Source organism: Pseudarthrobacter sp. NIBRBAC000502771 (assembly GCF_006517215.1).
Classification (GTDB): domain Bacteria; phylum Actinomycetota; class Actinomycetes; order Actinomycetales; family Micrococcaceae; genus Arthrobacter; species Arthrobacter niigatensis.
Map to the genome: position 1 here is coordinate 3,796,969 of NZ_CP041187.1, position 25,880 is coordinate 3,822,848.

Annotated in this window: 21 protein-coding genes and 1 pseudogene; 8 read left to right on the forward strand and 14 right to left on the reverse strand. The window is 66.1% G+C overall.

Features of this window, described 5'->3' with window-relative positions:
- Nucleotides 1–2: 2 nt before the first annotated feature.
- The 10 genes from murD to dinB all read right to left on the reverse strand — a co-directional run bounded on the left by murD (nt 3) and on the right by dinB (nt 12,217).
- Nucleotides 3–1,580 carry a UDP-N-acetylmuramoyl-L-alanine--D-glutamate ligase gene (gene murD / locus NIBR502771_RS17690; RefSeq protein ID WP_210411249.1) on the reverse strand — a complete coding sequence of 526 codons (1,578 nt, stop codon included), beginning with the start codon at nt 1,578–1,580 and terminating at the stop codon, nt 3–5.
- Entirely contained in the window at nt 1,562–2,671 is a 1,110-nt protein-coding gene (gene mraY, locus NIBR502771_RS17695) for a phospho-N-acetylmuramoyl-pentapeptide-transferase (RefSeq protein ID WP_141160853.1), read from the reverse strand. Before mraY ends, murD begins: the two co-directional genes overlap by 19 nt.
- Complete coding sequence (gene murF, locus NIBR502771_RS17700) at nt 2,668–4,131, reverse strand: UDP-N-acetylmuramoyl-tripeptide--D-alanyl-D-alanine ligase (protein ID WP_141160854.1); 1,464 nt, start codon at nt 4,129–4,131, stop codon at nt 2,668–2,670. The genes mraY and murF overlap by 4 nt, the downstream gene beginning before the upstream one ends.
- A 6-nt stretch (nt 4,132–4,137) precedes the next feature.
- Entirely contained in the window at nt 4,138–5,769 is a 1,632-nt protein-coding gene (locus tag NIBR502771_RS17705) for a UDP-N-acetylmuramoyl-L-alanyl-D-glutamate--2,6-diaminopimelate ligase (RefSeq protein ID WP_141160855.1), read from the reverse strand.
- A 96-nt stretch (nt 5,770–5,865) separates the two neighbouring features.
- The gene (locus NIBR502771_RS17710; RefSeq protein WP_141160856.1) at nt 5,866–7,671 is read right to left on the reverse strand and encodes a penicillin-binding protein 2; all 1,806 of its coding nucleotides are present in this window, start codon (nt 7,669–7,671) and stop codon (nt 5,866–5,868) included.
- A 48-nt stretch (nt 7,672–7,719) separates the two neighbouring features.
- Nucleotides 7,720–8,412, reverse strand: a complete 693-nt coding sequence (locus NIBR502771_RS17715; protein ID WP_141160857.1) for a hypothetical protein — start codon at nt 8,410–8,412, stop codon at nt 7,720–7,722.
- Nucleotides 8,409–9,401 (reverse strand): 16S rRNA (cytosine(1402)-N(4))-methyltransferase RsmH, encoded by a 993-nt coding sequence (gene rsmH / locus NIBR502771_RS17720; RefSeq protein ID WP_141160858.1) that lies wholly within the window; start codon nt 9,399–9,401, stop codon nt 8,409–8,411. Before rsmH ends, NIBR502771_RS17715 begins: the two co-directional genes overlap by 4 nt.
- Before the next feature lie 167 nt (nt 9,402–9,568).
- Entirely contained in the window at nt 9,569–9,997 is a 429-nt protein-coding gene (gene mraZ / locus NIBR502771_RS17725; protein WP_141160859.1) for a division/cell wall cluster transcriptional repressor MraZ, read from the reverse strand.
- Between the two features lie 363 nt (nt 9,998–10,360).
- Nucleotides 10,361–10,732, reverse strand: a complete 372-nt coding sequence (locus NIBR502771_RS17730; protein ID WP_141160860.1) for a DUF3040 domain-containing protein — start codon at nt 10,730–10,732, stop codon at nt 10,361–10,363.
- A 252-nt stretch (nt 10,733–10,984) separates the two neighbouring features.
- On the reverse strand, nt 10,985–12,217 hold the full coding sequence (gene dinB, locus NIBR502771_RS17735) for a DNA polymerase IV (RefSeq protein WP_141161616.1): 1,233 nt from the start codon (nt 12,215–12,217) through the stop codon (nt 10,985–10,987).
- A 124-nt stretch (nt 12,218–12,341) separates the two neighbouring features.
- Here dinB and NIBR502771_RS17740 point away from each other — a divergent pair, with 124 nt between their 5' ends.
- Together NIBR502771_RS17740 and NIBR502771_RS17745 are read left to right on the forward strand one after the other, a co-directional pair.
- Complete coding sequence (locus NIBR502771_RS17740; RefSeq protein ID WP_141160861.1) at nt 12,342–12,860, forward strand: hypothetical protein; 519 nt, start codon at nt 12,342–12,344, stop codon at nt 12,858–12,860.
- Nucleotides 12,857–13,951 (forward strand): polyprenyl synthetase family protein, encoded by a 1,095-nt coding sequence (locus NIBR502771_RS17745; RefSeq protein WP_141160862.1) that lies wholly within the window; start codon nt 12,857–12,859, stop codon nt 13,949–13,951. Before NIBR502771_RS17740 ends, NIBR502771_RS17745 begins: the two co-directional genes overlap by 4 nt.
- A 9-nt stretch (nt 13,952–13,960) precedes the next feature.
- On the opposite strand, the gene NIBR502771_RS17750 is transcribed toward NIBR502771_RS17745, so the two are convergent.
- The gene (locus NIBR502771_RS17750; protein WP_168223113.1) at nt 13,961–14,314 is read right to left on the reverse strand and encodes an Rv2175c family DNA-binding protein; all 354 of its coding nucleotides are present in this window, start codon (nt 14,312–14,314) and stop codon (nt 13,961–13,963) included.
- A 249-nt stretch (nt 14,315–14,563) separates the two neighbouring features.
- On the opposite strand from NIBR502771_RS17750, the gene NIBR502771_RS17755 reads away from it, so the two are divergent.
- On the forward strand, nt 14,564–15,958 hold the full coding sequence (locus tag NIBR502771_RS17755; protein WP_141160863.1) for a lytic transglycosylase domain-containing protein: 1,395 nt from the start codon (nt 14,564–14,566) through the stop codon (nt 15,956–15,958).
- 101 nt (nt 15,959–16,059) lie between these two features.
- A pseudogene (pknB, locus tag NIBR502771_RS17760) lies at nt 16,060–18,137 on the forward strand (Stk1 family PASTA domain-containing Ser/Thr kinase).
- 48 nt (nt 18,138–18,185) lie between these two features.
- Here the strand turns inward: pknB and NIBR502771_RS17765 are convergent.
- Nucleotides 18,186–19,577: a class II 3-deoxy-7-phosphoheptulonate synthase gene (locus tag NIBR502771_RS17765; RefSeq protein ID WP_141160864.1), complete on the reverse strand. Its 1,392-nt coding sequence runs from the start codon at nt 19,575–19,577 to the stop codon at nt 18,186–18,188.
- A 102-nt stretch (nt 19,578–19,679) separates the two neighbouring features.
- Entirely contained in the window at nt 19,680–20,498 is an 819-nt protein-coding gene (locus NIBR502771_RS17770) for a 1-acyl-sn-glycerol-3-phosphate acyltransferase (protein WP_141160865.1), read from the reverse strand.
- Between the two features lie 110 nt (nt 20,499–20,608).
- Between NIBR502771_RS17770 and NIBR502771_RS17775 the strand changes: the two genes are divergently transcribed.
- Genes NIBR502771_RS17775 through NIBR502771_RS17785 form a run of 3 tightly spaced genes read left to right on the forward strand, consistent with a single transcriptional unit; the run spans nt 20,609 to nt 22,747 of the window.
- Complete coding sequence (locus NIBR502771_RS17775; RefSeq protein ID WP_141160866.1) at nt 20,609–21,397, forward strand: carboxylesterase; 789 nt, start codon at nt 20,609–20,611, stop codon at nt 21,395–21,397.
- A complete protein-coding gene (locus tag NIBR502771_RS17780) occupies nt 21,394–22,200 on the forward strand; it encodes a carboxylesterase (RefSeq protein ID WP_141160867.1) in 807 nt (268 codons plus the stop codon). Before NIBR502771_RS17775 ends, NIBR502771_RS17780 begins: the two co-directional genes overlap by 4 nt.
- A complete protein-coding gene (locus NIBR502771_RS17785; protein ID WP_141160868.1) occupies nt 22,187–22,747 on the forward strand; it encodes a hypothetical protein in 561 nt (186 codons plus the stop codon). Before NIBR502771_RS17780 ends, NIBR502771_RS17785 begins: the two co-directional genes overlap by 14 nt.
- 28 nt (nt 22,748–22,775) lie before the next feature.
- Here NIBR502771_RS17785 and NIBR502771_RS17790 read toward each other — a convergent pair whose 3' ends face one another.
- Nucleotides 22,776–23,864, reverse strand: coding sequence for an ROK family glucokinase (locus tag NIBR502771_RS17790; protein ID WP_246839720.1), 1,089 nt, complete (start codon nt 23,862–23,864; stop codon nt 22,776–22,778).
- A 171-nt stretch (nt 23,865–24,035) separates the two neighbouring features.
- On the opposite strand from NIBR502771_RS17790, the gene NIBR502771_RS17795 reads away from it, so the two are divergent.
- A complete protein-coding gene (locus NIBR502771_RS17795) occupies nt 24,036–25,844 on the forward strand; it encodes a long-chain fatty acid--CoA ligase (RefSeq protein ID WP_141160869.1) in 1,809 nt (602 codons plus the stop codon).
- The last annotated feature ends 36 nt before the right edge of the window (nt 25,845–25,880 follow it).

A 25,880-nucleotide genomic window follows, 5' to 3' on the forward strand; every position in this document is an offset into this window, starting at 1 on the left:
TGTTACTCCTCGCCGGTCTGGGCCTGCCCTTCCACCAGCTCGCGGACAGCATCGATGAAAGTACCACCACGGTGAGCGTAGGAAGAGAACTGATCCATGGAAGCAGCTGCCGGAGCCATGAGCACGGTGTCGCCGGATTCGGCGAGCCGGGCCGCTGAAGCAACAGCCCAGGCCATTACCTGTTCGCCGTTGCCGGGGGTACCGGCAGGGGTGCCACCGGGCGCCGAAGCAGTCTCCACTCCTTCAGTGTCACCTGCCCCCGGTTCGATCACCGGGACATCTGGCGCGTGTCGCTGCAGGGCTTCCCGAAGGTGCGAGGTGTCGGTGCCGATCAGGACAACCGCCTTGAGCCGTGCTGCGTGGTCACGGACCAGGTCGTCGTAGCTCACGCCCTTCGACAGGCCGCCGGCGATCCAGACCACCTTGCTGAAGGCCGACAGGGACGCCGACGCGGCATGGGGGTTGGTCGCTTTGGAATCGTTGACCCACAGGACACCGTTCATCCGGGCGACGGGCTGGATGCGGTGGTCGCCGGGCACGTAGTCGAGGATGCCCTGGCGGACGGCCTTGGCGTCCACGCCGTACGCGCGCACCAGGCCGGCAGCTGCAAGGGCGTTGGCCACCATGTGTCGGGGGGCCAGCGGGCCGAGGTCGGCCATCGAGGCAAGCTCCGCTGCGCTGTCCCGGCGTTCTTCGATAAAGGCCCGGTCCACCAGCAGCCCCTCGACGACACCGAGCATGCTGATGGCGGGCGTCAGGGTGGTGAAGGCAACGGCGCGGCAGCCTTCCACCACGTCGGCGTTTTCCACCATGCGCTCGGTTTCCACCTGCTCGGCGTTGTAGATGCAGGCTTTCTGGGTGCGCTCGTAGACCTTTGCCTTGTCGGCCAGGTAGGAATCGTAGGAGCCGTGCCAGTCGACGTGGTCTTCGGCCACGTTGAGGCACACGCTGGCCACCGGCGAGACCGATTCAGCCCAGTGCAGCTGGAAGCTGGAAAGTTCGACGGCGAAGACGTCGTACTCCACAGGGTCACGAAGGGCATCGAGGATGGGGGTGCCCACGTTGCCGACGGCGATGGCCTTCAGGCCCGCGGCCCGCAGCATCGATTCTGTGAGGCCCACAGTGGTGGTCTTGCCGTTGGTGCCGGTGATGGCCAGCCAGTCCGCCGTCTTCCGGCCTTCCCTGACCCTTACCCGCCAGGCAAGTTCGACGTCGCCCCAGACCGGGATGTGCGCCCGTGCCGCTGCGGCAAGCAGCGCCTGGTCCGGCCGCCAGCCCGGCGAGGTCACGATCAGTTCCGGAAGTTCGCCATCGATCCTCGGCAGGTGGGCCACCGCGTCCGGACCCAGCAGGACATCGGCGGCACCCACGATCTTCAGGGTGTCGGCGTGTGCGCGGGCTGTGTCGCTGGTGGCGGCATCCACCACCACCACGCGGGCACCGAGCTCGATTAGGGTATCCGCGGCGGCAAATCCGGACACGCCGATACCCGTCACGGCGACGCGCAGGCCGGCCCAGTCAGAGTCCCAGGAAACGAGGTTTGCCAAGCGCGGGGAAACAGTCACAGCAGTACAACCCATTCAGCGTAGAAAATGCCCAGGCCCGCAGCGACGAAAAGTCCGCCCAGAATCCAGAACCTGACCACGACGGTCACTTCGGCCCAGCCCTTCAGCTCAAAGTGGTGCTGCAGAGGCGCCATCTTGAACACGCGTTTCCCGCCGGTTGCCTTGAAGTAGCCCACCTGGATGATGACGGACAGCGTGATCAGCACGAAGAGGCCACCCACGATGCCAAGCAGCAGTTCGGTGCGGGACAAGATGGCAAATCCGGCCACGGCCCCGCCGATGGCCAGCGATCCGGTGTCGCCCATGAAGATTTTTGCCGGTGACGTGTTCCACCACAGGAAGCCCACCAGCGCGGCGCTGAGGATGGCGGCCAGGAGGGCCAGGTCCAGGGGGTCCCTGACCAGGTAGCAGCCGCTGCCGGCTTCCCGGGGGGAACCGCAGGCCTGGTTGCTCTGCCAGATGCCCATGAGGGTGTAGGCGCCGAACACCATGATGGAAGCTCCGGCGGCGAGGCCGTCCAGTCCGTCGGTGAGGTTGACGCCGTTGGTGGCGGCGGTGACGATCAGGTTGGACCAGATCACGAACAGCACCGCGCCCAGGACGGTGCCGCCAAAGGCAAGGTCGAGCCAGGGCACGTCCCGGACCAGCGAGATCTTTGTTGACGCAGGGGTCAGCCCGGCGTTGTTGGGGAAGTTCAAAGCGAGGATGGCGAAGATGATGCCGACGGCTGCCTGCAGGATGAGCTTTGCCTTGGCGTTCAGGCCAAGGCTCCGCTGCCGGGAAATCTTGATGAAATCATCCAGGAAGCCCACCAGGCCCATGCCCACCATGAGGAACAGCAGGATGAGGGCCGAGGCCGAGGGACCGGGGGAATCAGGGTTCATCATCAGCATGATGAGGTGGGTGAGCCCATAGCTCAGCAGGACCGCAGCCACCACCACGGTGCCGCCCATGGTGGGCGTTCCGCGCTTGGTGTGGTGCGATGTGGGGCCGTCGTCACGGATGAACTGGCCGTAGCCGCGGCGCACCAGCAAGCGGATGAACAGCGGGGTGCCCACCAGGGCAAAGAGGAGGGCAAGGCCTGCGCCGATCAGCAGAGCAATCACAGCAGAGTGCTCCTTTCGTCGGCAGGGGTCGGGGCTGGGGGTAATGCTATCCGATCGCCCAAGTGGCGAAGTCCCACGCTGTTGGAGGACTTGAACAGCACCAGGTCACCTGGCTGGAGTTCCGCGTCAAGGACGTCGTAGGCCTCATCGAGCGTTTCCGCGAAGAGGCATTCGTCGCCCCAGGATCCCTCCTGCACTGCGGAGACGTAGAGGGCCCGCGCTTCCCGGCCCACCACCAGCAGCCGCGAGATGTTGAGCCGCACTACCTGGGTTCCCACGGCGGTGTGCTCGCGGATGGAGTCGTTGCCCAGTTCCAGCATGGCACCGAGCACGGCCCAGGTTCGGCGTCCCCGGCCAAGATCGGCGAGGGTGCGCAGGGCGGCGCGCATTGATTCCGGGTTGGCGTTGTAGGCATCGTTAATGATGGTGACGCCGTCCGGCCGCTCCGTGCGTTCCATGCGCCAACGGCTGGCGGCAGCTTGGTTGCCCAGGGACTGGGCGATGTGGTCTCCCGGGACGCCCGCAGCCCAGGCGGCCGCTGCGGCTGCCAGCAGGTTACCCGTGTGGTGCGCTCCAATGAGCCTGCTGCTGACGTGCCGGGGCGCGGCCCCGTCGGGCAGCAGGAGGTCGAATTCGGGGCCGCCTCCGGTGTTGGTGTCGGCGTTCAGCGCCTGCACCTGTGCGTCCGGGCGGCCTTCCGCGGAAAAGCCGAGGACCGTGGCATGGGTGCGGCTGCGCATGGCTGCGACGCGTTCGTCGTCAAGGTTGATGATGGCGGTCCCCCCGGCCGTGAGGCCCTCCACCATTTCCCCCTTGGCCAGTGCGATGTTTTCCACGCCGCCGAACTCGCCGGCGTGGGCGGTACCCACTGCGAGGACGACGCCGATGTCCGGTTTGACCATCTCTGCGAGGTAGCGGATGTGGCCGATGCCGGTGGCCCCCATCTCGATAACCAGGTAGCGGGTGTCGTTGCCTGCCCGGAAGACCGTGAGCGGGACGCCCACCTCGCCGTTGTAGGAACCTTTGGGTGCCACGGTGTTGCCCTGCGTCGCCAGGATGCCGGCAAGCAGGTCCTTGGTGGTGGTCTTGCCGGCCGAACCGGTAATGCCGACGACCGTCAGCTGGCTGCCGGCTTCAGCACGGGCGGCGCGGATGCGGCGGACTGCTTCGGCGGCGAGGGCCCCCATGGCCAGGACGGCGTCGGCCACCACGATTGACGGGCGGGCAGTACCGTCGGGGCCGGCCACGGGACGCTCGACCAGGGCCAGGACCGCACCGGCAGCGAAGGCCGCGTCAATGAAATCGTGGCCATCGGCATGCTCGCCCGGCTTCGCGACGTACAGCGAACCCTGGGTGGCTTCGCGTGAATCCGTCACCACCGAGAGGGGCGTAATTCCGGGATCGGCGTCCAGGCGCCCGCTGGTGATTTCGGCGATTTCCGCCGCAGTAAATGCAATCATCTCGGTCTAGGACTCTATCCGGTCGTCGTGGAGAACGTTGAATCCCCTGCCTGTCAAGGCGGTCCGCAGCTCCACCCTGTCGTCCAGGGCGATATTCACGCCCTTCACTTCCTGCCATACTTCGTGGCCGCGGCCCGCCACAAGAATGGTGTCCTGTGGACGTGCAAGGGCTACAGCGTGCCGGATGGCCTCCGCCCGCGGGAAGACCTCCTGCAGCTCGGAGCCAAGGGACTCGTTGTCGAGGGCTGCACGGGCGCCTGCCATGACATCGGCGCGGATCGCCGCAGCATCCTCGTCATGGGGGTCGTCATCGGTGATGATCACGGTGTCGGCGAGGCGGGCGGCGATGGCTCCCATGGCCGGCCGTTTGCCCTGGTCCCGCTGCCCTGTGGCACCGAAGACAACGATCAGGCGCGAATCCGGTTCCGGTGAGCGGACCGCTTCCAGCGCGCGCGCCAGGGCATCGGTGTTGTGGGCGAAATCCACTACGGCGGCCGGCCGGTCGGAGACCAGCTGCATCCGTCCGGGCACCGCTACCGTGAAGGGGTCCGCGGTGTCCAGCGCAGCCTGCAGGGCAGCAGTATCGACGCCGGAGGCCAGGACCATGAGGACGGCCAGGGCGGCATTGGCGACATTGAAGCTGCCGGGCAGCCCGGTGTGGACCTCGAGAATGGCGCCGCCGGGTCCCCTGAGCGTGAACCCGGTCCCCAGGCCCCGTGGCGAAGCAGCAGTGACGGTCCAGTCCGCCGGGCCCGATCCCGTGGTGCTGAGCGTGGTGACCGGCACCTGGGCGGTGCCGGCCAGCCGCCGGCCCCACTCGTCGTCGACCGTTACAACTGCCCGCCGGGCACGGCCCGGCGTGAAAAGCTCTGCCTTGGTGGCGAAGTACTCCTCCATGGTGTTGTGAAGGTCCAGGTGGTCCTGGGTGAGGTTGGTGAACCCCGCGACGTCGAAGAGGAGCCCATCCACGCGCTGGTATGAAATGGCGTGCGAGGACACTTCCATGGCTGCCGCGTCGAGCCCACGTTCGCGCATCAGGGCAATAAGGCCGTGCACCTCGGTCGACTCCGGAGTAGTCAGGAGGCTTGGAATCGGCTCCCCGCCGGCCAGGATCTCGATGGTGCCGATCAGCCCGGTCTTCCGGCCCAGGGCGCGCAGCAGCGAGGTGATGAAGTAGGTGGTGGTGGTTTTGCCGTTGGTACCCGTGACACCGAAAAGCTGCAACGGGTCCCCGTCTGAGGGCTGGCTCCCATAGATCATGGCCGAGAGCGGCCCCACCACGTTGCGGGGTTTCTCGACGACGAGCACGGGTACCGGCGTTTCCGCCGAGAGCGCGAGCAGGCGCGCTCCGGCGTCGTCCGTCAAAACGGCCACAGCCCCGGCGCCGATGGCGTCAGTGGCAAAGTCGGCCCCGTGCCTGCTGGCACCGGGCAACGCCACGTAGAGGTCCCCGGGCTCCACGGTGCGCGAGTTGAGGGATATGCCGGTGATCTCCATGTCGGCGGCCGGAGCGGGTATCGCCACGCCGAGGGCCTGCCCGACGGCGGCCAGCGGAACGGGCGCTACGGCTGCAGGGCGGAAGCGGCCTGCTTTCTCATCCCGGGCAGCGTCGCTGCCGGGCGTGGTGAACTCTGACAAGGGGATCTCCGATGGTGCTAGTTCGTGCCCGGCATGGTTCTCCCCGGGCACTGTGATGCGCTGGATGCTGCTGGTACTTCCGGCCTGGAACAGCTGCTACTTGGCGTACTGGGGCAGCCTGGCCGGCTCGCCGGTTGAAGGCTGGACGTTGTAGGTCCGCAGCGCCTGGCTCATCACGGACCGGAACACCGGCCCGTTGGTGATGCCGTAAATGCTGCCCTTCGGCCGCTGGAGCACCACCTCCACAATAAACCGCGGATCATCCATTGGTGCCATTCCCACGATGGAGGCGGTGTAGCCGCAGTAGCCGGGCTTGCCGTCGTCACAGGGCGATTCGGACGTACCGGTCTTGGCCCCCACCCGGTAACCGTCGATGCCCGCATCCTTGATTTCGCCCTCGGTGACGGCACTTTCCAGGATGTCCTGGACCTGCTGGGCCGTGCTGTCCGAAACGACCTGCCGGGACGGCTGGGCGGGCACTTTCTCCTCGGTGCCGTCCGGCGAAATGTAGGAATCGATCAACCGCGGCTGCAGCATGACGCCGTTGTTGGCGATGCTTTGGTAGGCGCGGACCGTCTGGAGCGTGGATTGGGATACGCCCTGCCCAAACAGGACGGTGTACTGCTGGCGCCCGTCCCACTGGTCCGAGGGTGTCAGGATGCCCGATGCGGTGGCGGGCAGCCCGATATCCGGGGCTTCGCCAATGCCGAACTTCTTCAACCAGTCGTAGCGCTGTTCCTTGCTGAGCCGCTGGCCCGCCATCACGGTCCCGGTGTTCATGGAGTACCCGATGATTCCGGCCAGCGTCCGTTCCTCCGTGCCATGGGTGAACGCGTCGCTGAACGTCTGGCCGTCAACCGTGTAGGTGGGTGGAATGGTGAACGTATCCAGCGGCTTGGCCAGGCCCTCATCGATCACGGCTGCTGCCGTCATCATCTTCTCAACCGAACCTGGCTCATATGCCGCGGTCACGGAACGGACTCCGCGGTCCTTGGCGGCCACAGCGCCAGGGTTGTTGGGGTCGGGGGCGTTCGTGTCGGCCAGGGCCAGCAGGTTTCCCGTCTTGGCATCCATCACGATGATGACGCCCCACTCAGCGCTCAGTTTGTCTGCCTGGCTCTGGATGGCCTGCTGGGCAAAGTACTGGAGATCGGAGTTGAGGGTGAGTTTGACATCCTTGCCGTTCTGGGGCGGCGTCAGCTCGTCCAAACCAACCGGGATGCGGAGCCCGTCGGCGCCGATCTCGAACAGTCTCTTGCCGTCCGTTCCCTTCAGCTTGTCATCCTGCGTCTGCTCAATGCCGGCCTGCCCGGTGGTCCCGTCCTGGAGGAATCCCACTACTCCTCCGGCCACGGCGCCGTTGGGGTATACGCGCTTGCTGACGCCCTCGGCGACGATGCCTGGAACCTGGAGCTTGGAGATACGGTCCTCGACGTCCGGCTTCACGTCCTTGGCCACAATGTAATACGGCTGCGTTCCGGTGACCGCGTCGCGGACGGCATTTGTGTCCATGCCCAGCGCGCCCGCCAGCTCCGAGATGGCCTGGGCCCGGCTGACATCCACCAGCTTGTCACGGCCGTCAGCCTGCGGCTCATACCGCTTGTAGGAGTCGGTCTTGGTGTTGACCCGCTGGTCAACCACGATGTTGTAGCGGATCACACTGTTGGCCAGGACGGTGCCCCGCGAGTCCAGGATGCTGCCGCGCTCGGCGGGCAGGATGGCCGAGGTCATGCGGCTGTTCAGGGCAGCTTCGGCCATGCCGCCGACATCCAACCCCTGGACCAGGAAGAGCTTGCCGCCCACCACCAGCAGGAGTGTGAGCATAATACCCAGTCCCAGGCGCAATCGCTTTGTGGCGTTGGGTACCTTGCTTTTTACTGCTTTGCCGGTCGTCTTCGCCACCGTGAATTTCCTTGCTGCTCGACGCTGCTGCCTGGCCTGCGTGCCAGCCTACTGGCCGGGGACCTTTTGCTGGGGAGCCGGCACCGAGCCGCCGTGAAGTTCAGGGGCCGGAGTTGCTGCCGCCTGTGCGGCTGCGGCCTGGGCAGCGGCCTGGGCCTGTGCTGCCGCCTGGGCCGCTTCCGCCGCGGGGGCGGAGGAAGTGCGGCCTGCAACGGGAGCTGGTGCGTTGCCGGCGGCGGCGTCCTTGGCGGACGGTACGATCAGCTGCCCTGCGACGGCCGGCGCGGGGATTACCGCTCCCGCGGGTGCCCCTTTGACTGCGGGGGTGGCTTTTCCAGTTACCGAGAGCGTGGAGAGGTCAATCTGGCCCTTGACGGTGGAGGCGACCATTCCGAGCTCGGTGGCCTTGGCAGCGAGGTTCTGGGGAGCTTCGAAGCTCTGTACCTGCTGGGTCAGGTCCTGGTTGGTCTTTGTCAGCGAGCTCTGCTTGGCGCGCAGCTCCACCAGCTGGTACTGGGCGGTGGACACCGAGATGTTCAGGACCAGCACTGCCACCAGGGCCACTGCGAGCATGGCGAAGCACAGCACGACGAAGGGTGCACGGCGCTTCCGCGGGGCCGAGCGGACCACCGAGAGCGGTGTGCGGGCCTTCTGTCCCCCGCCGGGTTTGCCCGCCGGCCGGGTGGCGGGCGCCGAGCTACCGGAAACAACGGGAAAGTTCTTGACGGCGGCGGTGCTCATGCAGCTCTCCTGGCTCTGATTCGTTCTGCCGCACGAAGCCTGGCGGAGGCAGCACGCGGGTTTTCGGCGATTTCGACGGCGGTGGGCACCTCGGTGCCTTTGGTCAGGGTCTTGAGTTCGGGTTTGTGTTCCTCCAGTTCCACCGGAAAACCGAGCGGAGCCGAAGACTTGGAGCGGGACTGGAAGACGCCTTTGACGATCTTGTCTTCCAGCGAGTGGTAGGACATGACCACGATGCGTCCGCCCAGGGCCAGGGATTCGACGGCGGCAGGAACGGCGCGTTCCAGGACGTCGAGTTCTTCGTTGACCTCGATCCGCAAAGCCTGGAAGGTCCGCTTGGCGGGATGTCCACCCGACTTGGCAGCGGAGGCCGGCACCACGGAACGGATCTGTTCCACGAGTTCGCCGGTGGTGGTGAATTCCTTCACGGCACGCGCCGCTACGATCCTGTTGGCGATCCGGCCGGCGAACTTCTCCTCGCCCCATTTGCGGATGATCCGGACCAGGTCTTCTTCGCTGTAGGTATTGACCACGTCCGCGGCGGTTTGGCCGCGGCTGGTATCCATTCGCATGTCCAGTGGCGCGTCGAAGGAGTAGGCGAATCCCCGCTCACGTTCGTCAAGCTGCAGGGAGGAGACACCCAGATCCATGAGGATTCCATGTACCTCGGCCACGCCGAGGTCGGCCAGGACATCCTGGATCTCGTCATACACCGCGTGGACCAGGTCAGTCCGCGCTGCGAACGGTGCCAGCCGCTCCCCGGCGAGTGCCAGGGCTTCCTCGTCGCGGTCAATGCCGATGAGGTGGAGGTCAGGGAACCGCTGGAGCATGGCCTCCGAGTGGCCGCCCATGCCCAGCGTGGCGTCGACGGCAATGGGGGTTTCGCCGCGCAGTCTCGCCGCCTCGAATCCAGGTGCCAACAAATTAATGCACCGGTCGCGAAGGACCGGTACATGGCGTTCCGACGTGGGCTTGGGTTGATCGGTCATGCCTTTTCCTTTCCCGCCGTCGTTGTCCCCTGCTGTTCCTGGGATCAGATCCCCATCCGCGCCTACCGTCCTGCCCGCCTGGCTCCGGGGAAGGTGAGCCAGGTTGGCAGCCGATGGGCCGGCTGGAGATCTCATCCAAGAAACGTCCCTGCCGCTCCCTCCGGGATTCAGAGAATGCCCGGGATGGGATCGTCAGTTTCGGAAAAGGCTGTTTCCTTCTCCGCGAGGTATTCATTCCAAGCCTGGGCATCCCAGATCTCGGCGCGGGAACCGGCGCCGATGACGGCAAGTTCCCTTCCGAGTCCTGCATACTCCCGGAGCGCCGGTGGAATAGTCACGCGCCCCTGCTTGTCAGGTACCTCGTCCGAGGCTCCAGAGAGAAAAACGCGGATGTAGTCACGTGCCTGCTTGGAGGAGATTGGAGCCTCCCGCATCTGCTCGTGGACCCGCGCAAATTCCTTCTCGCTGAAGACGTAGATGCAACGTTCCTGGCCCCTCGTGAGCACCAGGCCGCTGGCAAGTTCATCGCGGAACTTAGCGGGGAGAATGATCCGTCCCTTTTCATCCAGACGCGGCGAGTGAGTGCCCAGAAACACTGGCCCACCGCCTGTCCGCCGTCAGGAACTGCACATCCCCTGTGTTGCAACCACCCTCTTATGTCCTCCACATTACTCCACTTTCCACCACAGTCAACGCAAAACCGCCCCCGACGAGGGCAAATATTGGGAATCATCCCGCGAAATGCCGCGGATTCGAGGCGGTGGTGGGAAGTGGAGGAATTTCCCGCCAGCGGCGCCCGCGGATTGCGGCGGGACTGAGGGGCAGGCGGTATTCGCAGGAAATTGCCCCTTAAATGCGAAAAGACCCGCCGGAGCGGGTCTTTTCGCATCAATCCCCATGGTCAGGGGAGCGAAATGGAGGAGCCTGGAGCCGGAACGCGGCCAGCCCCGTGCCGGGGGTTAGGGTTCACCCCTGCGACGTTCATCCCAGCGCTCTTCCAGGCTGCTCATGAAAGAACTGCGCTGCTTGCCGGTCTTTCCGCCCCCCGCCTTGGATCCGGGTTTGCCGCGGGAGCTGCGCATAGTGGCGAAGTAAACCCCGCCGCCCATGACCACAAATCCCAGCACACCCACAAGGATGCTCTGCAGTGTGACGCCCACCAGCAGCAGGAACACGCCGGCCAGCGCAGCGAGGACGCCGATGACCACATGCCTGGTTGACCATGAACGCCCGGGATCCGAACCCATGGAGTTCGCGAATTTCGGGTCGTCCTCGTGAAGCTGCTTCTCAAGCTGCTCAAGCAGCTTCTGTTCGTGCTCCGACAGCGGCATCACGACCTCCTTTTGTAGGCCAACGTCCGGGCTGATCCCAGCCACTACTTCTACTCCGTAGAACGCCTGCCATTGCTGGAAAGTTCCCGCCTGGCCGGCCTTGGCCAACAGGGGAACCCAGCACGCGGTCGCGGGAGCGGGAGCATGTCCAAGAGGGTCCGGCAGTAAGTCCATTCACTCGAAACTATGTATCTATAAGGATAGATTGTCGAGGGCTGATCTGAAAGACGGCAATGACTTCGGCGGACCCCGTCAGGCGGGCCGTTCGGTACTGCCGTCCGGCCGGTTTCCGGGCTCCATCAGACGGGCGGGAAGGACCGATTTGTCGCCGAATTTAAGCGCCACTTGGTCGAGTACCTGCTCGGCCACGCGCCAGTTGTCATCCCTGCGGTCGATGCTCAGCTGAAGCGAGGTCCGTGCTGCTTCCTCAAGCTGTTCAGCCCTGACTCCCACCAGCCGCACGGCCATGGCCCTGGTTCCGACGGACTCGAGGAGCTGGAGTGCCACGGCGTAGAGCAGCTGGGCGCTGTCCACCGGGGTCTGGACCGTCCGGCTGCGGGTGATGGTGGAGAAATCGGCGAAGCGCAGTTTCAGGGCCACAGTGCGGGCCACCATTCCGGAACTCCGCAGGCGGCCGGCGGTGCGGTGGGAAAGGCGAAGCAGCTCCCGTCGAAGGAGCGCATCGTCGTCGGTATCTGTGGCAAAGGTCTCCTCCGCGCCGATGCTCTTTTCAAGCCGCACCGGCGTCACCGGTCGGGGATCGATGCCCCAGGCGAGCTGGTGGACGTGCTCCCCCGTTGCGCCGAGGACCTTCTTCAACGATGACACCGGAGTTGCGGCGACGTCAGCCACGGTACTGATTCCCATCTTCGCCAGCACCTCCTTGGTCTTGGCGCCCACCCCCCAGAGGGCACCCACGGGCAGGCTGTGCAGGTAGGGAACCGTCTGGTCAGGGCCGATGAGCAGCAACCCGTCCGGCTTGCACCGGGTGGACGCGATCTTGGCCACGAACTTGGTCTCCGCAATGCCCACCGAGGCGGTGATGCCGAGCTCGGCTGCCACCCGGCGTCGGATCAGCTCCCCGATGCCGCGGGGCGGTCCCAGCCTGCGGAGCGCACCTGTGACGTCAAGGAAGGCCTCGTCAACGCTGAGCGGCTCGACCAATCCGGTGATGGATTCAAAGATGGCCATCAGCTGCCCGGAGACTTCGTAATAGAGCTTGTGCCGCGGCTCGATCACCACGGCCTGAGGGCACATCCGCAGCGCCACAGCCATGGGCATCGCAGATTTAACGCCGAAGTCCCGGGCCTCGTAGGAGCCGGAGAGGACTACTGAACGCTCACCAGGGAAGCCGACGATCACCGGCTTGCCACGCAGTTCGGGCCGCGTCCGCAGCTCCACCGAAACGAAGAAGGCATCCATGTCGACGTGCATGATGCAGGTACGCCGGCGGCCCTGAAGGCGCTCGGCGGATACCTGGTTCATACCTGCTGGCCCCACGGCTGCAATCCTATCCGTTTGTCAGGGCGGGACCGGTTTGTCGGGAGCGCATTGCATGCTGGCTAAACTGGAGGCTGGTTCCGCCAACAACACCAGGAGGAAAGTCTTCGTGACGGCTATTGGATATTTGAAGCCAGCTGGCCTGGCCGCGCTTGCCGCTGTTGGGGCGCTGGTCCTGGCCGGATGCAGCCAGACACCGTCCGGACAAGCCCAGCCGTCCCCGTCCGTCTCCGCCTCCCAATCCGCCCTTACAGCTTCACCCAGTCCCTCGGCGTCGCCCAATACGTCCGCCACCGTGGGCGCCGTGGTGGCGGGCTTCCCGCAGCAGCTGCTCCCGCTCATGACGGGGGCGACGGTGGTATCCAGCAGCTTTGACAAGGCTTCCACTCCAGCAACGGCGGCACTTGTGGGCACTGTGACGGCTCCCACCGCAGCCGTTATCGACTTCTACACCAAGGCTCTGGAAGACCAGGGCTTCAAGGCCGTCCCCGGAGACAAGGTGGGCGGCGTGGCCTCCAAGGATTTCGTCCGCGGTGACAACGAGACTGTCAACCTCTCCGTGGTTGAAGCCGCGGGCGTGTCTACCTTCACCATCGGTGCCAACGTGGCAGCTGAGTCAGCCAAGTGACGGCCGCCGAGCAGCTGAGGAACGAACAGGCCGACTTTGTGGCGGGGGTGGCCGGTGAACTCACCGGCTTCCTGACGGCACGGCAATCCGTGATGTCCGGCATCTCCCCCGACATCGAACCCATCATGGGCTCGATCTCCAACCTGGTGACCGGCGGGAAGCGCCTCCGCGCCCTCATGTGCTACTGGGGCTGGCGGGGCGCCGGCGGCGAGGCGGGTGCGGGGCAGGTGGTGACGGCCGGCGCAGCGCTGGAGCTGTTCCAGGCGGCCGCCCTGATCCACGACGACATTATCGACCGTTCAGACACCCGGCGGGGCGGCCCCAGCGTGCACCGCCGTTTCAGCCAGCTGCACACCTCGCAGGGCTGGGCCTTGGACAGCGAACGGTTTGGCCAGGCGGCTGCCATCCTCGCGGGCGACCTTTGCCTGTCCTTCAGTGAGGAGGCGTTCACTGACATCGGCGAGCGGGCCGCGTCCGGAAGCAGGGCGCGGCTGATCTTCAACCTCATGCGGGCCGAGGTCATGGCGGGCCAGTACCTGGACATCCTGGAGGAGGTGGCTGGTCCGGTCCGGGACCGGGCCGGTGCCGTTGGAAGGGCACAGTCGATCATCCGGTTCAAGAGCGCAAAGTACTCCACGGAACACCCCCTGGCCCTGGGCGGGGCCCTGGCGGGCGCCACCAACGATCTGCTCCGGGGCTACTCAGCGTTTGCCCTGCCGCTGGGCGAGGCATTCCAGCTGCGGGACGACGTCCTGGGTGTGTTCGGCGATCCGTTGACCACCGGCAAGCCCGCGGGCGATGACCTGCGCGAGGGGAAGCGGACGGTCCTGGTGGCACTGGCCCTGGACCAGGCGTCCCCGGAGGAGTCGGCCTTTATTGATGCAAGCCTCGGCAGCCCCGATTTGTCTGACGCTGACATCCTGGAAATCCGGCGGATCATCGAGGATTCCGGTGCACTGCAGGCCACCGAAGTCCTCATCAGCGAATTCGGCGCGGCAGCTTTCGAGGCTCTCGACGGGCTTGAATTGGAAGACTTGCCTAAAACCGCCCTCCGGCGGCTGGCTGAGGCAACGGTCAGCCGAGCCTCCTGAAGGAGGCTGTTACCAGGCCAGGGTTTGGGCCCGGCGCCGGATTTCCGTCTTGCGGCCTTCCCGCAGGGCGTCGATGGGACGGCCGCGGAGGGATTCGTCCTCGGTGAACAGCCACACGATAAGGTCTTCATCCGAGTAGCCGGCGTCGGCCAGCACCACGATGGTTCCCTTTAAGCTGTCCACCACCTGGCCGTCCTGGATGAACTCCGCGGGCACCGACCGGATTTTCCGCTCGCCCACGCGCAGGGCCGCCAGGGAACGCTCGTCAATCAGGCTGTGCACCTTGGTGACTGAAACATCCAGCAAACGGGCGACGTCGGGCAGCGGCAGCCATTGGCCCACCAGGTTTTCTACATTACTCACGGATCAAGGTTGCCACGCCGGCCGCCCCGGCGCCTAGTCGGGGCAATGGAATGCGCCCCTGGCCTGCGGACACTCCCGAAAAGAAGCCTTTACCCGAATTCTGATACTTCTTGTGCTATCCGCAAATTCATGAGAGATTCACACACATCACAGTTGTAACACTATTAACTTAAGTCACAGTAGTATCAAGATTGACAGCGGCATCCCCGTCCGCGTCCGCACCCGCAGTTGAGAAGAGGATTCTTTCCGATGACGATGTCCCGCTCGCGCAAGCAGCCCCCCAAGCCGAGTCTGCCCATGATTGCCGCTACCACAGCGGCGCTGCCAGCGGTCGTCCTGTCATCATTGGCCCTCGCCGAGCCGGCCACGGCCCAGCAGCCCGTGGGGAACATTCCCAGCAGCCTCGCGGCAGCAATGCAGGCCCAGGCCGAAGCGAAAGCGGCCGGTGCCATCATTCCTGCCGCCGTTGTCTCCACCACCATTCCCGCAGCGTTCCAGCCCGCGCAGCCGGCAGCACCCGCGGAGTACACGATCGTCCGCGGGGATACCGTCAGCGGGATCGCCGGCCGTTTCGGGCTGGCTACCGGGGACATCCTGAAGCTGAACAACCTGCAGGCCAACACCATCATTTACCCGGGCCAGAAGCTTAAGCTGTCCGGCTCGGCGGAGCCTGCCGCTCCCGCTCCCGCACCGGCCGCGGCCCCTGCAGCGCCGGCACCCGCGGGCGGGGCAACCTACACGGTTAAGGCCGGGGATACCCTGGGGGCCATCGCCGCAAAGCACAACGTGTCCCTTTCGGACGTCTTTGCCTGGAACAACCTGTCCATGCGCTCCATCATCTATCCGGGACAGAAGGTCAAGGTGGGCGGCGGCGACGCCGCTCCTGCCCCCGCAGCCCCGGCACCGGCAGCCCCGGCCGCGCCGGCACCTGCGCTGGCAAACACCTCCGCTCCGGCAACAGGGTCCTACACCATCAAGGCGGGCGATACACTCTCCGCCATTGCGTCCCGGCACGGCGTCAAACTGTCGGACCTCCTCGCAGCCAACAAGCTGGGAATGACCACCGTCATCTACCCGGGCAGCAAGCTGGTCATTCCCGGGGGTGCCAGCCAGCCGGCTGCACAGCCCGCGGCAGCACCCCAGCCGGCTGCCGCACCCCTGGTGCCAAGCTCCTTCCTGGGATTCAGCTACCCGGCCGCTGTTGTCAGCTCAGCCAACGAAAACAAGGCACTCCTGAACGCTTCTCCCGTTCCTTCCCGGGATGAAATGAAGAACATCGTTGCCGACACTGCACGCCGCATGGGTGTGGATCCCTCGCTGGCCCTGGCTTTCGCATACCAGGAATCCGGTTTCAACCAGCGGTCCGTCTCGCCGGCCAATGCGATCGGCACCATGCAGGTCATTCCCAGCTCCGGACAGTGGGCCTCAGACCTGGTGGGACGGAAGCTGAACCTTCTGGACCCGTATGACAATGCCACAGCCGGCGTGGCCATCATCCGGCAGCTGCTGGCCACCAGCAAAGACCAGGACACCGCCATTGCTGGTTACTACCAGGGCCAATACTCCGTAAGCAAGTACGGCATGTACGACGACACCAAGGCGTACCTCGCGGCCATCAAGGCACACCAGAAGAACTTCAGTTGAGCTTCGGCCACTGACAGCTGCAAGTCTGCGGGTCCGAACCGTTACCGGTTCGGACCCGCTTTCATTTCGGACGCGTTTTGCTGCGGGACTAGGATCGTAAGGTGCAGGAACACGTGTCAGACCCAGTTGTAGGGACGCTGGTGGACAACCGCTATGCAGTCACTTCCAGGCTTGCCCGTGGCGGGATGTCCACCGTCTACCTGGCGGTGGACCAAAGGCTGGACCGTGAGGTGGCGCTGAAGGTGCTCCATCCCCACCTCGCTGCCGACGAAAACTTTTTGGGCAGGCTGGGCCGTGAAGCCAAAGCTGCTGCCCGGCTGTCCCACCCGCACGTGGTGGGAGTCCTCGACCAGGGCAACGACGGCAATACCGCCTACCTGGTCATGGAATACATCAAAGGCCATACCCTCAGGGACCTCCTCAGGGAGAGGGGCGCCCTGACACCCCGCCTGGCGCTGGCCCTGATCGATCCGGTGGTGGAGGGCCTGGCCGCCGCCCACGCGGCCGGCTTCATCCACCGCGACGTTAAACCGGAAAACGTCCTGATCGCCGACGACGGCCGGATCAAGATCGGTGACTTTGGCCTGGCCCGTGCCGTCACCAGCTCAACCAGCACCGGCGCCTTGATTGGAACAGTGGCGTACATCTCGCCTGAACTGGTCCTGGGCAAGCCGGCGGATGCCCGCAGTGATGTCTATGCCGTAGGCATCATGCTGTACGAAATGTTGACCGGGCGGCAGCCCTTCGAGGGTGAAGTACCCATCCAGGTGGCGTACCAGCACGTCAACGACGTGGTGGGACCGCCGTCGGACCTGGTCCCGCGGTTGGCCGGCGAGGTGGACGAACTGGTGCAGTGGTGCACCGCCAACGATCCGGAGAACCGGCCCGTGGACGGCAATGCGCTGCTCCAGGAACTGCGCCACATTCGCACCAACCTCACCGACGCGGAACTGGACCTGCAGCCCCCGGCAGCCGCGGCGGCTGCCGGTATGCACCAGACCGAGGTCCTTGGCCGCGCCGGCAACCCGACAACCCTGATGCCCCCTCCCGGCCGGCTGCACCCGCCTACCCGCCGCGGCAGTACCGGCAGGCGGAGGCCAACCCGACGGAGCAGGTGGCCTACCACCAGCGTCCGGGACTTACGCTGCCCGACGACGACGAGGCCGGCAGCGGCTGGTCTCCCCCGCCGCCGCGGCTGGGCAAGCGGGCACAACGGAAAGTGGACCGGGAAAGCGAGAAACTCCGCGCCGCAGCGGCCGCCACACCGGTGCGAACGCTGCGGGAGGGAAATCCGCGCCGGCGCGGCCTTGTGTGGGTCGTGATCCTTTTCCTCGCGGCCCTCCTGGCAACGGGCGCGGGATGGTTTTTCGGCATGGGTCCCGGTGCAGCCGCCGCGGTTCCCGCGGTGGCCAACAAGACCGTGGCCCAGGCCCAGCAGCTCCTGGACACGGTGGGCTTCCACTCCACCACGAGCGACGTCTTCGACGACGACGTGCCCACGGGACTCGTGGTGGGCAGCGAGCCGGCGGCGGGAACGGAAATACGGAAGTTCCAGCCGGTCTCCCTGCTGGTGTCCAAGGGTCCGCAGCTTTTCCCCCTGCCGGACCTCACCCACGGGAACCTGGACGACGCGAAGATGGCCCTCAACGGGGCGGGGATGGCGCTGGGGACGGTCACGGAAAAGTTCGACGACCAGGCAGCGGCCGGAAGCGTCCTGTCCCAGGATCCAGCCGCCGGCACTCCCGCCCGCCACGGGACACCGGTGGGGATCACCGTTTCCAAAGGTCCGCAGCCACTTCCGGTGCCGTCGGTAGTGGGAAAGAAGGGGGACGATGCCGTTGCGGCCATTGAGGCAGCAGGCCTAACGGCAAAGGTGGCACCGGACCGGGTGTTCGACCGGAATGTTCCGGAGGGCGCCGTCGTCAGCCAAACCCCGGCTGACGGGACGCTCACCCGGGGCGGAACCGTTACCCTGAGCATTTCCAAGGGTCCCAAAATGGTGGCGGTCCCCAGCTTTATCGGCAAGCAGGCCGCCGAGGCGGAACAGGCCCTGAAGAAGCTGGGATTCGAAGTCCGCCGGAACAATATCCTGGGCGGCTTCTTCGGCACAGTCCGGGACCAGTCGCCGGCGAACCGGGAAGTCCCGGAGGGCTCCGTGGTCACCATCACCGTGGTGTAGTCCGGTGGGCCGGCCATGCCGGCCCACCGGGACGCGCGGGCTCCGTCCCTAGTGCTTGGCCAGGGCGCCGGCCACCAGGAAGGCCATCTCGAGTGACTGCATGTGGTTCAAACGTGGATCGCAGACAGATTCGTAACGGTCCAGGAAAGCATCCTGGTCGATCGGGTCGGCGCCGCCCAGGCACTCTGCCACGTCGTCTCCCGTCATCTCCACATGCAGGCCCCCCGGTACCGTGCCCAGTCCGTGGTGCACTTCGAAGAAGCCTCGCACCTCGTCGATGACGTCGTCGAAGTTGCGCGTCTTGTAGCCGTTGGGCGAGGTGACCGTGTTGCCGTGCATGGGGTCGGTGACCCACAGGACCTGTGCCCCGGAGGCGGTGACTTTCTCGACGACGGCGGGCAGCTTCCCGCGGATGTTGCCCGCGCCCATGCGCGTGATGAAGGTCAGGCGGCCGGGTTCGCGTTCCGGGTCCAGTTTGTCGATGAGGCGCAGGGCGTCGTCCCCGGTGGTGGAGGGCCCCAGCTTCACACCGATCGGGTTGCGGACGCGGGAGAGGAAGTCGACGTGGGCGTCCTCGAGCCCGCGGGTCCGCTCCCCGATCCACAGGAAGTGGGCGGAGGTGTCGTAGGGGAAGCCGGTGCGGGAATCGATGCGGGTCAGTGCCCGCTCGTAGTCCAGCAGCAGGGCTTCATGGCTTGCGAAAAACTCCACGCGCTTGAGGGCTTCGAAGTCCGCACCGCAGGAGGCCATGAACTTGATGGCACGGTCAATGTCCCGGGCCAGGGATTCGTAACGGGCATGCGCCGGGTTTTCGGTGAAACCCTTGTTCCACTGGTGAACCGAGCGCAGGTCCGCGAAGCCGCCCTGGGTGAAGGCCCTGATCAGGTTCAGCGTGGAAGCGGAGGTGTGGTAGGCCCGGAGCATCCGGGAGGCGTCATGGCCGCGGGACTCGGGAGTGAACTCATAGCCGTTCACAATGTCCCCGCGGTACGCCGGCAGGGTCACTCCGTTGCGGGTCTCGTCATTGGATGAACGCGGCTTGGCGAACTGGCCGGCCATCCGGCCCATCTTGATGACCGGCATCGCGGCGCCGTAGGTGAGCACCACTGCCATCTGGAGGATGGTCTTGACGCGGGCGCTGATCTTGTCCGCCGTAGCGGCATCGAAGGTCTCCGCGCAGTCGCCGCCCTGCAGCAGGAACGCCTTGCCCTGGGCGGCGGCGGCCAGCCGCTCGCGCAGGACATCCACTTCACCTGCAAACACCAGGGGCGGAAGGATCGACAATTCCTTCACGGAAGCCTCGAACACATCCCGGTCCTGCCAGCTGGGTTGCTGGGAGATGGGGAGGTCCCGCCAGTGGTCCAGTCCGGGATAGTTGGCCGCTCCGCTCTGGGCGGTGCTGGACAGAGAAAAGGCTGGTTTTGCAGATAGCTCAGTCACCCTCTAAGACTAGCGGCAGCGCGGCAGCGGCGGGCACCGGACCGTCACGCTGCCCGCTGTCCCCGTCACAACTGCCGCCGGGCCTGCCAAAGGGTTCCGCTATCACCTGGCCTTGGTGCCGTCGTCGTCCTTGACCGCCGGCTGTGGAGCCGCTTCGCCGGCACCGGCCTCCTGGACGAACCCTGCGCCGGAGGCCGCAAGGGCGGCAAGGGGCTCGGCCGCCGCCTGGGGTTCCACGGGCTTGCCGGCAAGCCGCAGCTTCACCACGGCCGCATATTCATCCACGTACTCCTGGCCGGAGAGCCGCAGCAGCCTGGACATGATCTGGTCCGTTACCTGGCGCTGCACTGCCCGGTCCTCAGCCTGGTCCCGGTACTGGGTGAAATCCAGCGGTTCGCCAAAGATCATGCCAATCCTGCGGATATTGGGCAGCCGCTTGCCAATGGGCTGGACCTTGTCAGTGCCGATCATGGCAACCGGGATCACGGGGACCCCCGCCTGCAGCGCCAGCCTGGCAACCCCAACCTTTCCGCGGTACAACCGCCCGTCCGGGCTTCGCGTGCCCTCCGGGTAGATGCCCAGCAGGCCGCCGGCCTCCAGCACGTCCATCCCGGCATTCAGGGACGCTGCGGAAGCGGCGCCCCCTGAGCGGTCCATGGGCAACTGGTTGGTCAGGCGGAAGAACGCTGCCGTAAGCCGGCCCTTAATGCCGGTTCCGGTGAAGTATTCCGACTTGGCAAGGAAGACCACCGGGCGCCGCACCATGAGCGGCATGAAGATCGAATCCGAGAACGACAGGTGGTTGGAGGCGATGATGGCGGCCCCCTGCGCCGGGATGTTGTCCAGGCCCTTGACCCACGGCCTGAAAAGCAACTTGATCACTGGACCGAGGAAGATCCGTTTCATGACCCAATAGAACACGTGGTGAACCTCTCCGGAAGGCAGCCCCAGGCCCTGCGTCGGGCCTGGCCAGCGATTCAATGCAACCCTACTCTAGTGAGATTTGGCTGGAACAGTGACACGATGGACTCATGACTGAAAGCAGCACCCCGTCCCGTCCGGCCGCTTTCAGTTACCCGGGCCATGGCGCCAATGCGCGCACCGGGGTCGCCATTTGCCACGGTTTTACCGGCAGTCCCCTGAGTGTCATGCCGTGGGCAGAGCACCTGGCGGACTTGGGATATGCAGTCTCCGTCCCCCTCCTGCCGGGGCACGGCACGGACTGGCGCCAGCTCGCGCGGACAGGCTGGCAGGACTGGTGCCGCAGCTACGAGCAGGCCCTGCAGGATGTGGCGGACCGGACCGATTCCTGTTTCGCCGCGGGCCTGTCAATGGGCGGCGCCATCGCGCTGCTTGCGGCGTCCCGCCATCCGGTGGCCGGGGTCAGCGTGGTCAACCCTGGCCTGAGCTTCTACGACCGGCGGGTCCGGATCATCGGACTCCTTAAGTATGTCCAGCGCACCACCGTCCCCCTCCAGGAAGACCAGACCGGCGCCCCCGCCACCGACGACGGCGACTATTCGCTGACCCCGCTGGCCGCCGTGCATGAGCTCAAAAAACTGTTTCGCGCTGCCGTACGCTCCCTGCCAGCCGTGGACGTCCCCGTCCAGGTCTTCAAGTCGCGCACGGACGCTGTGGTCCCGCCGACGTCGCTGGCCTTGCTTCGGAAAGGGCTGGGCGGAAACCTCGCCGAGGTGGTGGACCTTGCCAGCAGCGGACATGTGGCTACTCTGGACGTTGACGCGCCCTCGATCTTCGCCAAGTCGGGCGAATTCGTCGCCGCCCATGCCCGCCGCACCAGTACCTTGGAGACGCCATGACCTCCGGACCGGACCACAGCCCGTTTTCCAGCGCCTTCAGCGGCGAAGGACCCCGCGCCGGGGTGGTGCTGTCCCATGGGTTTACGGGAAGCCCCCATGGCCTGCGCGCCTGGGCGTCGGCGTTCGCTGATGCGGGCTTCGCTGTCCGGATGCCGCTGCTTCCGGGCCATGGCACCACGTGGCAGGACCTGGCACGCACCCGCTGGCAGCAATGGCACGGCGCCCTGGATGACGCCTTCCTGGAACTGGATGCCGAATGCGACCAGGTGTTCGCGGCCGGCCTGAGCATGGGCGGAGCCCTGGCACTGCGCATCGCCGCCACGCGGTCCGTGGCCGGAGTTCTCCTGGTGAACCCGTGCCTGATGATCGACGATCCCCGCGCGCCGCTGGCAGGAATCCTGAAGCTGGTGCTCAAAAGCACCCCGTCCATCGGCAATGACATCCTCAAGGCCGGGATGGACGAGGGCGCGTATGCGCGCACGCCTGTGGCGGCCGCCCACGAACTGAACAAGATGGTCCGGGATACGGCCCGGCTCCTTCCCAGGGTTACCGCGCCAGTGCAGGTCTACCGCTCCACCGTGGACCACGTGGTGTCGGACGCCAGCATGAACGTCCTTCGGCGGGGGCTCACCCACGCTCCGCTGGAAGTGGTGCGGCTGGAGAACAGCTACCACGTGGCCACCCTCGACAACGACGCCGACCGCATCTTCGAAGGGTCCGTGGACTTCATCAAGCGGGTCTTGCGCGACTCAGCCGGCCGCCCGGCGGGACCGGGCCAGGAGGTCCGCAGTGAACAGGCCTGACTCCGACCAGCCGGACCAGGGCGCCAACCAGGACGACGCCGTGTGGCTGGACCTCGTGGCCCGCCTCGAATCGGACACCGTGGCCATCCGGCCCGATGCCGCCCCGCGGGAACAAGCCCCCACCGGCACGGCGGCGGCTGCGCCCGATGCGCCGGCACAGCCCTCCTTCCGCGACTTTGACCCCCTCGGGCTGGCGGGGACTACGCCTGCCGAAAAGCCTGCAGCTGAACGTGGGGCGGGGTCGCAGGCCGGCCCTGAGGCGGATGTGCCCGCAGCGGGGCCCAGGGACTATGACGTGGACGACGACGGCGGGGAGTTCGTTCCGGAGGAGCCGCCCAGCCTGGCCGGCACGGATCCCCTGACCATGCTCGCCTGGCTCGGGGCCGTGGGCGGACCAGTGGCACTGCTGCTCTCGGCCATGTTCTGGCGGTCGGCACCCCTGCTGGCCATCGTCGGCATCGTGGCCGTCTTCGTGCTGGCAACGGTGTACCTGATCATGAAGCTGCCACAGGAAAAGAACGGCGACGACGACGGCGCAAGGGTTTAGCGCCCCTGCAGCCAGCCAGCCGTCGTCGTCAGCCGTGGACGCGGCTGCTGACGCGGGACAGGTCGGCCGCTCCGATGAGGCCCGCATTGGGGCCCAGGGCCGCCAGTTCGATCCCTGCCGCCGGGCGGAATCCCCGCCCTGTCAGGTTCCGCGCGAACGCCTTGCGGGCCGGCCCCACCAGCAGGTCACCGGCAGAGCACAGCCCGCCGCCGATGACGAACAGGCCAGGGTCCAGGGCCGCGGCCAGATTGGCCAGCCCGAGCCCGAGCCATTCACCGACCTCTTCAATCAGCTCCCGGGAGGCAGGGTCCCCCGCCAGGGCCAGCTCGGTCACGATGGCTCCGGTGATTGCTTCGGGATGTCCGTCCACGGCCGCCAGCAGGTCCTGGGCTACCGGCGAATTGGACCGGGCCAGTAGCCGGGCTTCCCGTCCCAGGGCGTTGCCGGAGGCGTACTGTTCCCAGCAGCCGCGGTTGCCGCATTCACAGCGGTGGCCGCCCGGCATGATGATTTGGTGGCCGAACTCCCCTGCGACGCCGAACCGGCCCCGTTCCACCCTGCCGTCCATCACCATGGCCCCGCCGATGCCGGTTCCCAGAGTGATGCAGACCAGGCGGTCCTCCCCCCGGCCGGCGCCGAAACGCCATTCCGCCCAGGCTGCCGCGTCGGCGTCGTTGGTCAGGAGCACCGGGCGCCGGAGGAGCCGCTGGAGGTTTTCACGCAGCGGCTCGTTGCGCCAGGCCAGGTGGGGGCTGAAGAGGACGGTGCCGCCGGCCAGGTCCATCCAGCCGGCAGCACCGATGCCAACAGACCAGATGCGGTGCCCCCGGCCCAGTTCCTCCACGAGTTCAACGATGACCTGCTCCACCGCCCGTGGATCGGTCCCGGGGGTGGAGCGGCGGGCCTCGCTGAGGATCCGGCCTTCGGCGTCCACCACGCCTGCGGCCACCTTGGTTCCGCCGATGTCGATCCCGATGGCCAGTCCCTTGCGGCCCAGTCGGAGGTGCCCGCCGACGCCCCCATGCAGTTGCCCGGCACGGTGGCTCGCGGGACGTCGGCGCCAGGGTGCCGGTCTTTTCAGGGGGCCGGCCTGATCGCCGGGCAACGGTCCGTACATAGTCCACCATTCTAGGCCGGGAGGCAGGATTGCCTTGACAAAAGCCGTGCTTCGCGGTGTCCATTGACGCATAAGTTACTGGCCAGTAGGTTTGTGTACTGCACTGTTCCGGCCGGGGTACTAGTCTTTAGGCAACCCCTGCGCGGGACTTCAGATATCAAAGGAGCTATAGTGCGCGAATTCAGTGTTCCGCCCCTGGTTGTTGTCCCACCCGAAACCAACATCACGGATCTGGTGTTGCGCCAGGCGGTCAAGCCCAGCAACCCGGCACTGTTTTCGCGCCTGGATGCTGCGGGCACTTGGCGCGACGTTCCCGCCACCGAGTTCCTCGCGGACGTCAAAGCGCTGGCCAAGGGGCTCATCGCCAGCGGAGTGGGCGCCGGCGACCGGGTCGGCATCATGTCCCGTACCCGCTACGAATGGTCGCTGGTGGACTTCTCCATCTGGTTCGCCGGTGCCGTCTCGGTTCCCATTTACGAAACCTCCTCCCCTTCCCAGGTGGCCTGGAACCTCGGTGACTCCGGTGCCGTTGCAGCCTTCGGCGAATCCGCCCACCATGAAAATGTCATCCGGCAGGCGGTGACAGCCGAGGGGCTTACCGACGTGCAGCATGTCTGGCAGCTGGAGGGCCAGGGACTGGACAGCCTCCGGGAGGCGGGGCGCGGCGTCAGTGACGAAGACCTCGAGGCACGCCGCAGCGCAGCCGGGCTGGAGGACGTGGCCACCATCATCTACACTTCCGGAACCACGGGACGCCCCAAGGGGTGCGAACTCACGCACGGCAACTTCGTGGAACTCTCGGACAATGCCCTGGCCATCATCGGCGAGATTGTCCATGAGAAGGCCAAGACCATCATGTTCCTGCCGCTGGCGCACGTGTTTGCCCGGTACATCTCGGTGCTGGCCATGGCTGCCGGAACCACGGTGGCCCACACCCCGGACATCAAGAACCTCCTGGGTGACCTGCAAAGCTACGAACCGACGTTCATCCTGGCGGTGCCCAGGGTGTTCGAGAAGGTCTACAACTCGGCCCTCACCAAGGCCGAAGACGGCGGCAAGGGCGCCATCTTCCACCGGGCCGCCGAGACTGCCATCGCCTACTCGAAGGCCAGGCAGGACGGACGCGTGGGGCTGGGCCTGAAACTGCGGCACGCGTTGTTCGACAAGCTGGTCTACGGCAAGCTGCGGGCGGCCATGGGTGGGCACGTTGCCCACGCCGTGTCCGGTGGCGGTCCCCTGGGCGAGCGGCTGGGGCACTTCTTCCAGGGCATCGGCCTGCAGGTGCTGGAGGGATACGGGCTAACTGAAACCACCGCGCCCATCACCGTGAACACCCCGTCGCGGATCAAGATCGGCTCCGTGGGCAAGCCCCTCCCGGGCAACTCCGTCAGGATTGCCGACGACGGCGAGATCCTGGCCAAGGGAGTGTGCGTGATGCGGGGGTACTACAGGCGTGACGACCTGACCGCGGAAGCCTTCACCGACGGCTGGTTCCATACCGGGGACATTGGACAGCTCGATGACGAGGGGTTCGTCTGGATCACCGGCCGCAAGAAGGAAATCATCGTCACCGCGGGCGGCAAGAACGTCATCCCGGCCCTGCTTGAGGACCAGATCCGCGCCGACGCCCTTGTGTCGCAGGTCCTCGTGGTGGGTGACAACAGGCCTTTCATCGGCGCCCTGGTGACCCTCGACCAGGAGGCCTTGCCCGGCTGGCTCCAGCGCCACGGCCTCCCCGCGGACACCACCCTCGAGCAGGCAGCGGCCAACCCGGTGGTGAAGGCGGCAGTCCAGGATTTGGTTACCGCAGCAAACACCTCGGTCTCCCAGGCCGAGGCCATCAAGTCCTTCCGCATCGTCCCGGCCGACTTCACGGAAGCCTCCGGCCACCTCACCCCGTCCATGAAGGTGAAGCGGGCGCAGGTGATGAAGGACTTCGAAACGGTCATCGAGGAGATGTACTCGGCCCCGCGCCCCTGACGCCGGCAGCGATGAAAGGGTCTTTCCGCAAGGGAG

Coding starts and splice junctions, on each gene's coding strand:
- NIBR502771_RS17780 (WP_141160867.1), top strand. CDS start 21,394: ATGACCTCCGGACCGGACCACAGCCCGTTTTCCAGCGCCTTCAGCGGC.
- rsmH (WP_141160858.1), bottom strand. CDS start 9,401: ATGACCGATCAACCCAAGCCCACGTCGGAACGCCATGTACCGGTCCTT.
- dinB (WP_141161616.1), bottom strand. CDS start 12,217: ATGAACCAGGTATCCGCCGAGCGCCTTCAGGGCCGCCGGCGTACCTGC.
- NIBR502771_RS17715 (WP_141160857.1), bottom strand. CDS start 8,412: ATGAGCACCGCCGCCGTCAAGAACTTTCCCGTTGTTTCCGGTAGCTCG.
- NIBR502771_RS17790 (WP_246839720.1), bottom strand. CDS start 23,864: ATGTACGGACCGTTGCCCGGCGATCAGGCCGGCCCCCTGAAAAGACCG.
- NIBR502771_RS17730 (WP_141160860.1), bottom strand. CDS start 10,732: ATGCCGCTGTCGGAGCACGAACAGAAGCTGCTTGAGCAGCTTGAGAAG.
- NIBR502771_RS17755 (WP_141160863.1), top strand. CDS start 14,564: ATGACGATGTCCCGCTCGCGCAAGCAGCCCCCCAAGCCGAGTCTGCCC.
- NIBR502771_RS17775 (WP_141160866.1), top strand. CDS start 20,609: ATGACTGAAAGCAGCACCCCGTCCCGTCCGGCCGCTTTCAGTTACCCG.
- murF (WP_141160854.1), bottom strand. CDS start 4,131: ATGATTGCATTTACTGCGGCGGAAATCGCCGAAATCACCAGCGGGCGC.
- murD (WP_210411249.1), bottom strand. CDS start 1,580: ATGGGTTGTACTGCTGTGACTGTTTCCCCGCGCTTGGCAAACCTCGTT.